10 protein-coding genes are annotated in these 14,146 nt (G+C 44.2%); 6 read left to right on the forward strand and 4 right to left on the reverse strand.

Going from position 1 to position 14,146, the window contains the following annotated elements:
- Positions 1–328 precede the first annotated feature (328 nt).
- Positions 329–5,524: a PAS domain S-box protein gene (locus QUA80_RS13455; RefSeq protein ID WP_333425188.1), complete on the forward strand. Its 5,196-nt coding sequence runs from the start codon at positions 329–331 to the stop codon at positions 5,522–5,524.
- Positions 5,525–5,587: 63 nt separating this feature from the next.
- Here the strand turns inward: QUA80_RS13455 and QUA80_RS13460 are convergent, their stop codons facing one another.
- Entirely contained in the window at positions 5,588–6,151 is a 564-nt protein-coding gene (locus QUA80_RS13460; protein ID WP_333425189.1) for a Uma2 family endonuclease, read from the reverse strand.
- A gap of 163 nt (positions 6,152–6,314) precedes the next feature.
- Here QUA80_RS13460 and QUA80_RS13465 point away from each other — a divergent pair, with 163 nt between their 5' ends.
- Positions 6,315–7,700 carry a lipid-A-disaccharide synthase-related protein gene (locus QUA80_RS13465; protein ID WP_333425191.1) on the forward strand — a complete coding sequence of 462 codons (1,386 nt, stop codon included), beginning with the start codon at positions 6,315–6,317 and terminating at the stop codon, positions 7,698–7,700.
- Positions 7,701–7,960: 260 nt separating this feature from the next.
- Here the strand turns inward: QUA80_RS13465 and QUA80_RS13470 are convergent, their stop codons facing one another.
- Positions 7,961–8,752: a 2-phosphosulfolactate phosphatase family protein gene (locus QUA80_RS13470; protein ID WP_333425193.1), complete on the reverse strand. Its 792-nt coding sequence runs from the start codon at positions 8,750–8,752 to the stop codon at positions 7,961–7,963.
- Between the two features lie 89 nt (positions 8,753–8,841).
- Here QUA80_RS13470 and QUA80_RS13475 point away from each other — a divergent pair, with 89 nt between their 5' ends.
- Entirely contained in the window at positions 8,842–9,717 is an 876-nt protein-coding gene (locus QUA80_RS13475) for an EI24 domain-containing protein (RefSeq protein ID WP_333425195.1), read from the forward strand.
- Between the two features lie 21 nt (positions 9,718–9,738).
- On the opposite strand, the gene QUA80_RS13480 is transcribed toward QUA80_RS13475, so the two are convergent.
- Positions 9,739–9,990, reverse strand: a complete 252-nt coding sequence (locus QUA80_RS13480) for a hypothetical protein (protein ID WP_333425196.1) — start codon at positions 9,988–9,990, stop codon at positions 9,739–9,741.
- 302 nt (positions 9,991–10,292) lie between these two features.
- On the opposite strand from QUA80_RS13480, the gene QUA80_RS13485 reads away from it, so the two are divergent.
- The 3 genes from QUA80_RS13485 to QUA80_RS13495 all read left to right on the forward strand — a co-directional run bounded on the left by QUA80_RS13485 (position 10,293) and on the right by QUA80_RS13495 (position 13,464).
- Positions 10,293–11,798 (forward strand): MBOAT family O-acyltransferase, encoded by a 1,506-nt coding sequence (locus QUA80_RS13485; RefSeq protein ID WP_333425198.1) that lies wholly within the window; start codon positions 10,293–10,295, stop codon positions 11,796–11,798.
- A gap of 10 nt (positions 11,799–11,808) precedes the next feature.
- The gene (locus QUA80_RS13490) at positions 11,809–12,726 is read left to right on the forward strand and encodes a hypothetical protein (protein WP_333425200.1); all 918 of its coding nucleotides are present in this window, start codon (positions 11,809–11,811) and stop codon (positions 12,724–12,726) included.
- Positions 12,727–13,038: 312 nt separating this feature from the next.
- Positions 13,039–13,464 (forward strand): DUF7873 family protein, encoded by a 426-nt coding sequence (locus QUA80_RS13495; protein ID WP_333425202.1) that lies wholly within the window; start codon positions 13,039–13,041, stop codon positions 13,462–13,464.
- Between the two features lie 115 nt (positions 13,465–13,579).
- Here QUA80_RS13495 and QUA80_RS13500 read toward each other — a convergent pair whose 3' ends face one another.
- Positions 13,580–14,014, reverse strand: a complete 435-nt coding sequence (locus QUA80_RS13500) for an IS630 family transposase (RefSeq protein WP_333425204.1) — start codon at positions 14,012–14,014, stop codon at positions 13,580–13,582.
- Positions 14,015–14,146 lie beyond the last annotated feature (132 nt).

The following is a 14,146-nucleotide window of genomic DNA, read 5'->3' on the forward strand; positions in this document are numbered from 1 at the left end:
AGAATGTAGAAGTTAATAGCATTTAAAAAATTAAATAAAAAAATGAATAATTGGGATGAATTGTGACTATTGGGGGTTGAGATTGCGAGGCTAAAGTTGCATTTTTTTTAAAAAAACTCGTATAAATTGGAAGTTAGAAAAAAAAATGTTTTGCGTTGACACTTTAGTCATTGCGTGATAAAATTATATATCTTAAACACATTTTTTGTAGAGTTCGCTTACACCGCAATGTGAGCGCCGATGTAGGTGTAAGTGCAATTAAATAGCTGCCCCGGAAATCACAGGTAACATTTAAGTTTGTTTAACAGTTTTTTAATTAATAGTTATTATGAAAGCAGTTTTTAACTTAGCTTTGCCTCCTCTCTGCTTTAAAGTTCTGTTAGTAGAAGACAACCCTCAAGAAGCGGAGCTGATTGAAGATTTGCTGTCAGAAATTGGCGGTCAACAGTGTATACTGCTGACGAAAGTAGAACGCCTCAGCGAAGCGCAGCAGCGATTGAATGAAGAAACTTTTGACATAATTTTATTAGACCTTTCACTGCCAGACAGTCTGGGAATCGAGACGGTTGCTCGGGTACAAGAGTATGGAGTAAATGTGCCGATCGTAGTTTTGACTTCCCAAAATGACGAAGAGCTTGCCCTGCGGTTGATTTCCGTCGGGGTACAAGATTATTTAGTAAAAAGAAAAATCGACGGCGAACTGTTAATTCGATCGCTCCGTTACGCCATAGAACGCCAGAACAGTCAAGATGCTTTGCGAAAAAGTGAAGAAAAATATCGCTCGGTGGTCGAAAATTCCCTGATCGGAATTGCCATCTTTGCTCCAATTATTGACAGCGAAGTTCCTCAAAATTGCAACTGGATAGAAGTTAACGATGCGCTGTGCAATTTGTTGGGCTATGAGCGCTACGAACTCGTGCAAAAGAATTGGCTAGAGTTGACTCATCCAGAGGATTTTGATGCCAATTTGAAACAATTGTCTCAAATGTTAGGAAGTGAGAGCGATGGTTGCATCTTAGACAAAAGGTGGATCGGAAAAGACGGCGAAATAGTTCACACGCGAGTTTCCATGCGCTGCATCCGCCGCCTGGACGGGTCGATCGACCGGATTATCGAAGTAGTGTTGGACGTGAGCGATCGCTACCGCTACGAAGCCAAACTGAAAGCGTCCGAAGAATTTTTAAACCACACCATAAATGCTACCCCAGACCCAATTTTTGTCAAAGACGAGCAACACCGCTGGATGATATTAAATGATGCTTTTTGTCAGTTGCTCGGCAAATCGCGGCAAGAACTGATCGGCAAATCAGATTATGACTTTTTCCCCAAATCAGAGGCTGATGTTTTTTGGGCAAAAGATGAAGAAGTATTGACAACGGGTATCTGCTTGGAAACTGAAGAAAACTTCACAGACACTGGCGGAAAAGAACACATCATCTCTACCAAAAAAAGCGTATTTAAAACATCCGCTGGCAGTAAAGTAATAGTAGGCATAATTAGAGATATTACCGAATACAGACGGCAGCAAAAAGCCCTGCAACAAAGCGAAGCTCGATTTCAAAAACTGGTAGCTAACCTGCCGGGAGCAATTTATCAATTACGAAGGTCAGCAACGGGAGAAATATCTTTTCCCTACGTCTCTTCAGGCAGCCGCCAACTGTACGAATTAGAAGCAGAATCAATAGAGCAAAATGCGAAACTGGTTTTCAGCGGAATTCACGCAGACGATCTCTTAGATTTAGAAGCATCGATCGAAATCTCTGCAGCTACCTTGGAACCTTGGCAGCAGCAGTGGCGGCAGACTTTGCCATCGGGAAAAGTTAAGTGGCTGCAAGGAGCGGCGAGACCGGAAAGGCTCAATAACGAGACAAACTCTGGGAGCGAAGGCGATATTCTCTGGGACGGTTTAGTGATGGATATCACTGAATTAAAGCAGGCACAAACAGAGCGCGACCGCTTTTTTACCATCTCCTTAGACTTGCTTTGTATTGTAGGTTTCGACGGCTTTTTTAAACGTTTAAACCCTGCTTGGTCAACGGTTCTAGGCTACAGTAGTGCTGAACTTTTTGCCAAGCCGACGATCGAATTTGTGCATCCCGACGATCGACAAGCTACCGCAGCCGAAGGGGCTAAACTAATAGCAGGTACCTCCAGTATCTCGTTTGAAAACCGCTATCTTTGCAAAGACGGTTCTTACAAATGCCTCCTGTGGACGGCATCGCCATTTAGTGAAGAAGGTTTAATCTACTCAGTCGGTCACGACATTACCTCTCGCAAACAAGCCGAGTCCAAACTTCAGCGACAAGCAGTAGCAATGGCCGCTGCTTATGACGGTATCGCGATCCTCAATGCTAGGGAAGAATATATTTATTCTAATCAGGCTTATCTGCAAATGTACGGCTTTTTAAATTCCTCCGATTTATTGGGTAAAAGTTGGAAAATCCTTTATGAAGAAGCAAAAATTCAAGAAATTGAACGAGAAATCCGCCCGGCTCTCCATGAAAAAGGATACTGTAATATAGAAGCAACTGGTCAGCGGCGAGACGGTACTCTTTTTCCTCAAGAACTTTCGCTGACTATGCTTGCCGGTGGGGAGATAATTTCCATAGTCCGGGATATCACTAATAGAAAACAGGTAGAATCAGCACTGCGAGCGAGCCAGCGCCGCTACCAAACTTTAGCAGAAGCATCGCCAGTTTGCATATTCCACACCGACACCTCGGGAAATTGCCTTTATGTGAATCAGCGGTGGAGCGAAATTACGGGATTAAACCCAGAATTAGCAGCAGAAAAGGGCTGGATGAATACCATACATTCCGATGATGTAGAGCGGGTGAAAAGTGAATGGCATCGAACAATTATTGACAAAATTCCTTTTAAATCAGAATACCGCTTTCAGCGTCCAGACGGTCGGGTAATTTGGGTGATCGGTCAGGCAATTGCAGAAATCGGAGACAAGCAGGAAATTAAAGGCTATATCGGGACTATTACTGATATTAGCGATCGCAAACAAGCAGAATTAGATTTGCTGCGAGTTACTCAAGCCGTAGAAAGCACCAGCGACGCGATCGGCATTGCTGACTTGGCAGGGCGATCGATCTACCACAATCAAGCCTTTGTTCAGCGGTACGGCTACACAGCAGAAGAACTGAACACAGCAGGGGGAGCAACGGCACTTTACCCCCGAAGTCAAGTGCTGGTAGAAATGTTTAAAACAGTCCGTAAAGGCAAATCTTGGCAAGGCGAACTCCAAATCAAAACTAAAAGCAACGAAGTGGTAACGACTTTATTTCGTGCCGACTGCATTAAAGATGAAACTGGCAATTTAATCGGGCTAGTGGGAGTAATTACCGACATCACCGAACGCAAACAAGCTGAGATGGCCCTGCTGCACCAATTAAGGCGAGAACGGCTGGTAGTTGCCATGCTCGATCGCATTCGCTCCTCCCTCAATTTAGAAGAAGTCCTGACAACTGCTGTTGAACAAGTGCGGCAGTTTTTGCAAACAGACCGCACAGTTATTTACCGTTTTAATCCCGACTGGAGCGGCTTTGTAGTTGTGGAATCTGTGGCTGAAAATAGAATTTCGCTGCTAAATTTAAACAATATTGATGGCTGTTTTAAAGAAAAATTTGTTGCTATTTATCAGCAAGGCTGTATTAGAGCTATGGAAGATATTTACCGGGAAAATTTGACGGAATGCCACATGAAATTTCTCGAAGGATTTGAAGTAAAAGCTAACTTAATAGTGCCGATTTTAAAAGCACGAGAAAGCATTTCCCAGACCCAACATACCGCAGAAAATCAGCTTTGGGGACTGCTGATCGCCCAGGATTGCAGCGGCCCCCGTCCCTGGGATTCCTCAGAAATAGAATCCCTCCGGCAATTGTGCGTCCAATTGGCGATCGCGATCCAGCAATCGACGTTATTTGAACAAGCACAAACCGAAATTGCCGATCGCAAACTTGCAGAATCTGCCCTCCAACAAGCCAAAGAAGTCGCAGAAAGCGCCAACCGCGCCAAAAGCGAATTTCTCGCCAACATGAGCCACGAACTGCGCACGCCTTTAAACGGCGTTTTAGGTTACGCTCAAATCCTCAAAACCGACAAAGACTTAAGCTCCGATCAGCAAGAAAGTCTCAGCAATATTCAACAGTGCGGGGAACACCTGCTGATGTTAATCGATGATGTTTTAGACCTTTCCAAAATCGAAGCTAGAAAAATGGAACTCTACCCGGAAGAGTTAAATTTTCTAAAGTTCACGAAAAACATTGCCGATCTATTTCAGATGCGGGCATTGCAAAAACAAATTTCCTTCAATTACGAACAAGTATCTCCCCTGCCTAGTTTCGTTCGTGTAGATCCAAAAAGATTGCGCCAAATTCTCATGAATTTACTCAGCAATGCCGTTAAGTTTACTAACAGCGGATGTGTGACTTTTAAAGTCGGCTATGTCGGCACAGGTGCCTGGATTCAAGGGCAAGGCGACAATTATGAATTGTCGATTTTGAGTTCGGAACTGAAAGAAAATTATCTGCGCTTCGCCCACAACTCTAGCGCAGCAAAACACGCTTTAAAAGTTCGTTTTCAAGTCGAGGATACTGGCACAGGAATAGATCGAAGCAAGTTAGAAGAAATATTTTTGCCATTCCACCAAGTAGGAGGCAATACATTTGTTGAAGGTACAGGTCTCGGACTCTCGATCAGCCAGAAATTAGCGAAAATGATGGGCAGCGAAATTGGCGTCAACAGCACTTTGGGAAAAGGCAGCACTTTCTGGCTGGATTTAGAATTGCCCGCAGTCCAACGGTACTTGGAGGTGTCTCCTTTGCGGGAAAAACCCTGGCTTGTCGGTTTTGTTGGCAACAAGCGGAAAGTGCTAATCCTGGATGAAAATCAACTAAATCGCGATTTGTTGTGCAGGCTGCTGGGGCGTTTGGGATTTGAAGTTGCAGAAGCACAAAACCGTCAAGAATGCCTCTGCAAAGCAGTTGAATTTCAACCGGATGTGATTTTTATCGACTTGGGGATGCCTGTAATGGATGGCGTAGAAACTGCCACAAGACTGCGGGAGTTACCGGAATTAAAAAATGTCGTGTTAATCGCTATGTCAGCTAGCGTTTTGGAGGGGGCGCAGCAAGAGAGCATCCTCGCAGGGTGCAATGATTTTCTTCCCAAGCCGATCGCAGCAAATCACTTTTTGGCACAGTTGCGCGTGCATTTGGACCTAGAATGGATTTACGGGGAAGCTTCGGAAAACAAAAAGCGCAAAACTCCGAGTTTGTCACCAGCATCGGATTTTCCGGCTTATTCTTCTCTGTTGCCTGCGGCTTCTGAGTCGGTAGCACAACTTTTGAAACTCGCAGCTATGGGCGACATTGAAGAATTTTTTGAGGAGAGTGCTAAGCTGGAGTGTTTAGAACCTAAATTAGTACCGTTTGTCTCGAATCTGCGCCAACTTGCTAAGGGATTTCAGCTCAAACAAATTCGGAATGCTTTAAAGCAATATATTGAGGGGCAGTAGTCAGCAGTCAGCAGTCAGCAGTCAGCAGTTATATCATGTGCGGTCGCTCGATCGGAGATGATATCACTCTAACAGCCAACCAAATAATTCTCCTACTGTCAGTTGCAATTCCCTGGCAAAAGATGGCACGGGCAATAACTGTTCCGGTTCGTCAAACACCTCCGTTGATTGAGTGGGCAGATATACAAAAACCGATCGATCCTCTGGATCGATTAACCAACTCATTTGAGTTCCGTGTTTGAGACAATGTAAAATATTTTTAGTAACTTTAGTTTGGCTTTGCTCGGGGGAGAGGATTTCAATTGTCCAATCCGGGGCGATCGCAAACACATTTGCCACACCACCATTTTCTTTACGGGGAATGCGCTCCCAAGCGAATACAGTCACGTCTGGAACGATCGCTCGACCGCCAAAAATGCACCGTAGTTCTGGAAATGCTCGCGCCACCTTTTGAGGTTTGAGAGCAGTATTAGCAGCGCTGGTCAACTCGCCTTGAATGACACTATGTTCTCCTTGAGGCATCGGTTTTTGAATGATTTCGCCGTCAATGTACTCGCTGGCTGGTTTGGTTTCTGGCAACTTCAAAAACTCTTGGAGTGTCAAAGATTTTGGCAGGGTTTCTACCATCCGATTTTATCTCTAAAATAGAGTTTCATCTGCTATTTTACCAAAAAGTCCCGGACTCGTGCGATCGGCGCTCCACTTACTTCAACATCCGGCTATACCACCTTGCATCCTGCGGCTAATCTTGCTTCTATATATTCAGAGACAGTTTTTGAGAGAGTTGGGATTGAAATTACTTTGCCTCAGTAACGGCCACGGAGAAGACGCGATCGCCCTTCGCATCTTGCAGGAACTGCAACAGCACCCGCATCCGCCAGAATTAGCCGTGTTTCCGCTAGTGGGTGAAGGGCAAGCTTTCGCTCAACTAGAAAACGCCCGCATCATCGGCCCGGTGCAGCGGATGCCTTCGGGCGGCTTTATTTACATGGACGGGAGGGAATTTTTGCGCGATGTCAAAGGCGGCCTGCTTCAGTTGACAATCGCTCAGTTTAAAGCCATCCGCGCTTGGGTGCGGACTCAACAACAGTCTGGGAATCAAGACGGCGTTATTTTAGCCTGCGGGGATATTGTACCGCTGCTGTTTGCTTGGCTCAGCGGCGCGCCCTATGCCTTTGTCGGTACTGCCAAGTCCGAGTATTATTTGCGGGACGAGGACGGGCCTCTGGCTCGCAAATCCAGGGTCTTTGGTGGGTGGAGTTGGTCGCGATCGGTTTATTTGCCTTGGGAGCGCTGGTTGATGACTCGATCGCGCTGTCGGGCAGTTTTTGCCAGGGACGCGCTAACCGCCGAGACTTTACAAAAGCTGGGAATTCCCGCTTACAATCTCGGAAACCCGATGATGGACGGACTCGAACCGGAAAATCCAGCCGGTTTTTACGGCCCTGACGCAGAGTTTCGGGAAAGGTCGCGATCGCTCGTCATCACCTTACTCCCCGGTTCTAGAGCGCCGGAAGCCTATGCTAATTGGCAGCTAATAGTAGAGGCTGTAGCCGGAATTTTGTTGCTGTTTGCCGATCGCAAATTGTTATTTTTCGGAGCGATTTCCCCTGAGTTAAATCTAGAAGCTTTGCGACCTATTTTAGAATTTTTCGGCTGGCGCCAAGACGGCGAAACTAGAACGCAGCGGCGAGAAGGAAGTATTTTGCGACCTCCTGTTTCCAGCGCTCGAGAAATTCACAAAGAATCTCCTAATTTGCTATTGCCCTTGACATTTGTGCAGAGAAACGCCACGATGATTTTGACTCAGCAAAGTTTTAACGATTGTTTGTACGAAGCCGATTTAGCAATAGCAATGGCAGGAACAGCTACAGAACAATTTGTAGGTTTAGGAAAACCGGCGATCGCCATTCCCGGAAACGGCCCGCAATTTACTCCAGCTTTTGCAGAAGCTCAAAGTCGCTTGTTAGGCCCGTCATTAATTTTAGTCAAACATCCCGCCGAAGTTGCCGCCGCCGTGCAGTCTTTGCTCCGCGATCCCGACAGGTTGCAGCTAATCGCTGAAAATGGCTTGCGCCGCATGGGAGAACCCGGTGCCGCAGCCAGAATTGCCGAGTGTTTAATTCAGCGGTTCGGCGGTGAATACAGCAATTCTCAATTGCCGGCAATAGACTAGGGAAAAAGCAATTTTGTGTTCCTGCCCAGTATTTTTAATACTACTTTCTTTTAAAAAAATCTTGTTCGCTAACTACTAAGGATCGTCAATTAAATAATTTCCCTTTTTTCTTGTGGGATGGGCGTCCCGCCCGCCCAGAAAGGACGGGCGGGACGCCCATCCCACAACAGTCATAGAAAGTGGATTTTATTTAATTCTCATCCCTAATTTCCGTAGGTGCGCCGAGGCGCACCTTACTAATACTGCACTCGCAGAAAATATCAATTCGCCGTTTTTTCTGAAGATTGAACCCAGAAATCAGTCTGAGGAATTTTAAAATCCGACTTAACCAAAACTCCCGGTTCTCGCTGCACCGGCAGTACATCTAAAGTATCCGTTTGCGCGCAATATTTTAAATCTTCAATAACACCTAAACCGAGGAGGCGCTGGCCGTGACTGGCCCTTTCCAACAATTCGTGCAACCTATCTTGCCAGTGGAGATAAAGAGCAATAGCCGCAAATACTTCATCGTTACCAGCAAAATCCCTCGCAGGAATACCGCTTTCTGCTAGCAGACTTTGGGCGATCGCACCAGCACAAACCGTATCTTCCAACGAATAACCCCCTTCCCAACCAGAACCCACAATCCAAATAGTTTCGGGCTGTTTATTTAACAAAAACTGCACCACTGATTTGCGGTTAATCAAAGCCGCCGTTAACACAGTTGCAGCAGCTTGCACTCGTTCCAGAGCCCGAGTACCGTTAGTTGTGCTGATAAAAATTCGCTTCCCAGTGACCTTTTCTGGCGTGCAGTCGAAGGGGGAATTCCCCATGTCAAATCCGTCAACTTTGCTGCCGCCGCGCTCTCCGGCGCGAATCCGCTTGTCTGCAGGCCATTTTTCGCTCTCGGCCATTAACTTATCTAAGTCGCTGAAAACTTGAACAGCTTCCGCCCCATTATTCAGGGCCGTTGCCATTGTCGTAGTCGCCCGCAGCACATCAACTGCGATCGCGCAAGCGGGCATTTTGTCGGCTGGCGTAAGTTCCGGGGTATGGTAAATAAAAAGCTTCACTTTTGGGCTACCTGCGATAAATCCTCATCAGCAATAATAATGGAAAGTGGATAATAGAAAATAGAGTCGAGTCCTCAAAAGCAGAAAATATGTCAAAACAGCTAAATTCAAACCCCGCCCCCACCGCCATTAGCGCACCAATTGGACTCCTGGCAGGTTTCACCTATCCTTTGCGAGCTTTCACGCTGATTTTGCAAACTCCCAAGCTGTGGACTTATGTATTAGTTCCCGTGGTGCTAAATTTTATAATTGGTATCGGTCTTTATTTAAGCTTGCTATTTCCCAGTTTGGCAGGCATAGACGTTTTAGTTGCCGATTTGTCCGTCCGATTTAATGCTCTAATTGCGAGTTTTCCAGCTTGGCTGAGCTTTCTCGGCGTGTTAACAATTGCTTTCGGCTGGCTGCTGCGCGTACTCCTAGTGTCAGGACTTTTGCTGATAATTGGATTTTTGTTAGTGCAGTTTGGCGTGATTTTAGGTTCGCCCTGGTACGGCCAACTTTCCGAACAATTAGAGCTCCTGCGGAACGGTCAATTGCCCGCAGAAGCACCAATGAATTTGGCGAGTAGTTTTCGGGATATTCAAAGGGCGATAGCCTTTGAACTGCGAAAACTACAAATTTTGTTGAGCGTCGGTATACCGCTGCTGCTGCTAAATTTTCTTCCTGGAGTAGGCTCTATTCTTAGCAGTTTGGGTGGCGTAGCTTTGGGCGCGACTATTGTCTGTTTGGACTTTTTAGATGCACCTTTAGAGAGGCGGAGGCGACCTTTTCAGGAGAAGTTGGAGATAATTCGGGAGAGTTTGCCGGCCAGCGGGAGTTTTGGTGTGGTTTGTTTGGGCTTGGTGAGCATTCCGCTGTTGAATTTGTTGGCGATTCCGCTGTGCGTGACGGCGGGAACTTTGTTTTTTTGCGATCGCATTTGGCCGGCCCGCTTTGCCCCAGAAGAAACTCATAGCGATCGATAAACTAACATTACCAATTAAAAACTAGGGAGATGCTTCTTCCTTCGGCTGACTCTGGGAGTCAAGACCCAAAAACGGGCTTAAAAACAGCCAGCTAATGAAGAAAAAGGATGCTGTAAATAGCTGGACAATATCGATCGCCGACAAATATCCGTCAGATAATAGTGCAATAGTTCTATCTGTCAGCCCGAATATCCAAGAGAGAATCCCAAACAACCAAATGCCTTTTTGGAGCATGGGCAAAAATGCTAAAACTTCGGAGTTTTGCTGGTTCATTGATTTAGCCCTTGTTTGCGAAAAGTCTGATTAACCGGGTCACCCCAAGGGCTTAAGGATTTTTGGTGTCTCCTTCGGATTCCCTTTGTTATCTATATGTTAAGAAATATTTCCAGAGCTGACAACACGCCCTGGGAGGTATTTCCGCATCTATCTTAAGAGGTAGTAGCAGCCCTAACAAAAACTGATATTTGCTACACTTTGGCGGGATGCGCGATCGGGCTATAGCCGACTTTTGTCATTAGTCCCAGGCCCTTGATATAGTGGGTCACAGGCTACGTAAAAGAGCGAAACCACAAATTATGTTATTTAACAGTATTGAATTTTTAGTATTTTTTGCGATTGTTTTCACCATATATTATTTCCCTCCCTGGCAAACACTCCAAGTTCCCATCCTCATAATTGCGAGCTTTATTTTTTACAGTTGGAGCGCCTCCGCACTGCTACTTATCCTCCTGCTATCAATTATTATCAACGCTACAGCTAGCTTTCAAGTTGCTCGCATTTCCGACAACAAACAGCGATTGTTTTGGGCTTTATCAGGAGTAGTGCTCAATTTATTAATCTTGAGCTTGTTTAAATATGCCGGTTTGCTAACTAACTTTGTTGCGGATGTTTTTAATATTGCTAGAACCGAAGGCAGCATTGCTTATTTATTCTTAAAACTGCCTCTGCCACTCGGCATTTCTTTCTACACATTTGAAGGTATCAGTCTCATCTTAGACGTACTGACTCAAAAAGATACAAGCACAACAGAATCAAACGCTTACGTCTCGCCAAACTTCACCGAACACCTGCTCGCTACCTCATTTTTTATTGTTTTTTTCCCCACTTTACTGTCAGGCCCGATTTTAAAATATAAGACATTTTATCCGCTGATTGCTCCTAAATATTTTCAAGACATTTCTTGGGATTTCATTTTTAGGTCGCTCACAGTCGGCTACTTCCTAAAAATGGTCATCGCCGACAACTTAAAAGACTATACCTTCTGGATCGGCTTTTCCTACTACCAAGGATTTGGAACTATTACCAACCTGACACTGCTGTTCGGCTACTCAATACAAATTTTCGCCGATTTTGCCGGTTATTCCTTAATTGCGATCGGTTTTGCAGCCGCTTTGGGTTACAAAATTCCCGACAACTTCGACTTTCCCTACATCTCTCGTTCCCTCTCCGAATTCTGGAGAAGGTGGCACATTTCCCTCTCAACTTGGCTCCGAGATTATCTATACTTTCCCCTCGGCGGAAACCGCAAAGGAAAAATCCGAACTTATGTTAACTTAATCACAGTCATGACATTAGGAGGACTATGGCACGGGGCTGCTTGGAGTTATGCAGTTTGGGGAATTTATCACGGACTTGGTTTAGCCGTAGAGCGCTTTTTTGGCTTAGATAAATCAAAAAACAAATCGCAAGAACCAAATCAATCAGAAACCAAACCAATCGGACAGCAATTATTATTTGATACACTTAGTGTTTTAGGAGTTTTCTCTTTTGTTTCCGTGGGATGGCTGCTTTTTAAACTGCCTCGCTTTGAAGAAGCGGTTGACTTCGCTGTTACTTTAGTTCGCAACTATAAAGTCAAGCCCGGTTGGAGTCACATTATTCCCACGCTAATTTTTTCCCTACCAGTAGTGATTTATCACATTCCCCATTTTCCCACTTGGCAAAATCGGATGAAACAAGATTCAAATAAAAATGCTCAAAAAGTCTGGAGCATTTATCAAGATTTATCTTTAGGAATTATGCTAGCCATGATATTCCTCAACAGCGGCAGCTCGAAACAATTTATTTATTTCCAATTCTAGAATGTGTTCTATGTTTGTCAAATCCCAGTTGCAACCGATTTTGCGGTCGGTACTAATTTTTCTGTTTCTAATGAGTTTTTATCAAGTGCTTGTCAGCGGCGGAGTTTTGCCAGCTTCTGACGGAGTTAGCCTGATTCAAAATAATATTGTCAAAGCTCAAAGGTATGTATATCAGGATGATTGCGATCTAAAAATGGTAATTGTAGGTAGTTCTCTAGCTGGCAACATAAATGTAAAACACATTGGCAAGGGCGTAAAAAGCATAGCTTTTGCGGGAGGAGCAAGCCAAACAGGTTTAGAAATAGTTAAAAGAAGTAAAAGCAAGCCTCCGATACTTTTGGTAGAAATTAATGATACTATTATCCGCCAAATAGATACAAACTTAGTTGATGATTTGTATCACCCTATTTTTTATTGGCTGCGTCAGTATCTGCCGATGATGAGAGAGGAATACCGTCCTGTTAGCGTTTTTATTGATTATTTGAAAAGTCGAAGGCAGCAATATACAAATCTTTCAAAAGAAAAATTAGACAGCTTAGAAGCTCGAAATCTTACTCCCGAACTAGCGCAAAAAGCTATTCAAATGATAGTGGAGGTGGAAAGCCAACCTTTGTCTAAAAATGATGCAAAAAATATTGAAAAAGAAGCTGAGTTTATTAAAAGTCAAATCGCTGAAATCAAAAAAAATAGAGGGGTAAAAGTAGTTTTATTTGACATACCGCTAGAGTCGCGAGTTAACGCTGCAATCAGGAGAAAGCAAGTAGCAGAATTGACGAAAAAGCTGTTTCCCTCCGACCGTTTTGATTGGCTGCCGCCCCCTAAAGAGCGAGAGTGGCGTACCAATGATGGCGTCCACTTGATCCGCAGCGACGCTAGAGATTTTGCCGAGTTTTTGAGAGATAATACTATTTTAGATTTGAGATTTTAGATTTGAGATTTGGCATGACTGATTCTATGATGGGTTTGGATCGCGGGCCTACAGTTGCATTCTTTGTTTGGAGAGAGATAAATTGCTGAGCACGGTATCGGCGGGTTCTTTTGCCACCGCGCCTAGAAAACAAAGCTTGTAATTTTATTTGAAGTGTGTCATACTACATAACGAGCAAGTTTGGTTCAAGAACGATCGTGAGGTTTGTACTGAGGACTGAAGTCTTCAAAGCCCTAAAAGCCACAGGACAAACAATTTGATTATCAAAATCAACCGGACTTGATATGAGTTCAGTATCAATAAAATCGAACAATGGCACGCTTAAATCAGATTATTGCGATCGAAAAAGGCATCAAAAGCCGCTGTGCTCAAGAACTCGCAGAAGCTCAAAAAGCACTCCAGAAGCCCGCTGTGCTTTCTGGAATCTCCCGCACTTACCGTCCCAAAGACGAAGAAGGCGAACAACTGCCCCCGGAGTCCAAAAAAGTTGAAGTCAAAGCCGAAGAGATTATCCGCAAAACAACTGAAGTTTTGACCAAACTCTTCGACGTAACCGCAACCAAAGATTGGACAAATTGTAGCGCCCGTGCCGACGTGACTGTAGACGGAAACGTGCTTTTGAGCCAAGTGCCTGTCAGCTATTTGCTATTCATTGAAAAGCAGTTAGCAGATTTGCAAGCATTCATCAAAAAACTTCCAGTCTTATACCAATTCACTATGAAGTTGCACTTAATATAGCTTCAAGGATATAGTCCCAACCACAGAGAGATAAAACTTCTTCATTAGTGAGAGATTTGATAATTCTATTTACCTGTTCTTTGAGTTGATCTAAACTCGAATAATTTGCCCACTCTTAGTCTTTTTTTGTATGCTCCCACAATCTTTCAATCGGATTTAATTCAGGACTATAGGCTGGTAAATATATTGGCATTACATGGTCATCCCAGTCTAGTAATAGAGCTTTATGGAACCTACCATTATCGATGATAATTAGATTGAAATTATCTGAGTATTTTTGACCAAATCCCTTGAAAAACTCTTGAAAACAGTTGTAATTGAGCCGAGGAAATTCTTGATAATATTGTTCACCTGTTGCTGGCTCTACGACTCCATAAATATAAAAGTTTCCTCGTTTCCATTGTTTTTTGCCCAGGGGTTTTACCCCCTTTAATGTAATCCTTTTGCCCGGCTGAGTAATCAATCCAAATCTACTCTCATCCTGACACCATATCCTTACAGGCTTGGAGTTTCCGAAATATTTAGGGCTTGCTGAATAAGTGATCGCCAATCAATAACAAAAGCGATCAATATATTCAACCAACGTTAAATATGAGTTTTTCCTGCTTCAATTTTAGTAAAGCATAAGTGTAGATTATGTTCGACCCAAAAACAGGCATTATTTTCCCCGAACGGCCTAAAA

Source organism: Microcoleus sp. F4-D5, from assembly GCF_036704885.1.
In the GTDB taxonomy this organism is placed as follows: Bacteria; Cyanobacteriota; Cyanobacteriia; order Cyanobacteriales; family Microcoleaceae; genus Microcoleus.

Excerpts from the sequence above, each read along its gene's own strand:
- QUA80_RS13455 (WP_333425188.1), top strand. The coding sequence starts at position 329 with ATGAAAGCAGTTTTTAACTTAGCTTTGCCTCCTCTCTGCTTTAAAGTT.
- QUA80_RS13460 (WP_333425189.1), bottom strand. The coding sequence starts at position 6,151 with ATGGTAGAAACCCTGCCAAAATCTTTGACACTCCAAGAGTTTTTGAAG.
- QUA80_RS13475 (WP_333425195.1), top strand. The coding sequence starts at position 8,842 with ATGTCAAAACAGCTAAATTCAAACCCCGCCCCCACCGCCATTAGCGCA.
- QUA80_RS13480 (WP_333425196.1), bottom strand. The coding sequence starts at position 9,990 with ATGAACCAGCAAAACTCCGAAGTTTTAGCATTTTTGCCCATGCTCCAA.
- QUA80_RS13485 (WP_333425198.1), top strand. The coding sequence starts at position 10,293 with ATGTTATTTAACAGTATTGAATTTTTAGTATTTTTTGCGATTGTTTTC.
- QUA80_RS13490 (WP_333425200.1), top strand. The coding sequence starts at position 11,809 with ATGTTTGTCAAATCCCAGTTGCAACCGATTTTGCGGTCGGTACTAATT.
- QUA80_RS13495 (WP_333425202.1), top strand. The coding sequence starts at position 13,039 with ATGGCACGCTTAAATCAGATTATTGCGATCGAAAAAGGCATCAAAAGC.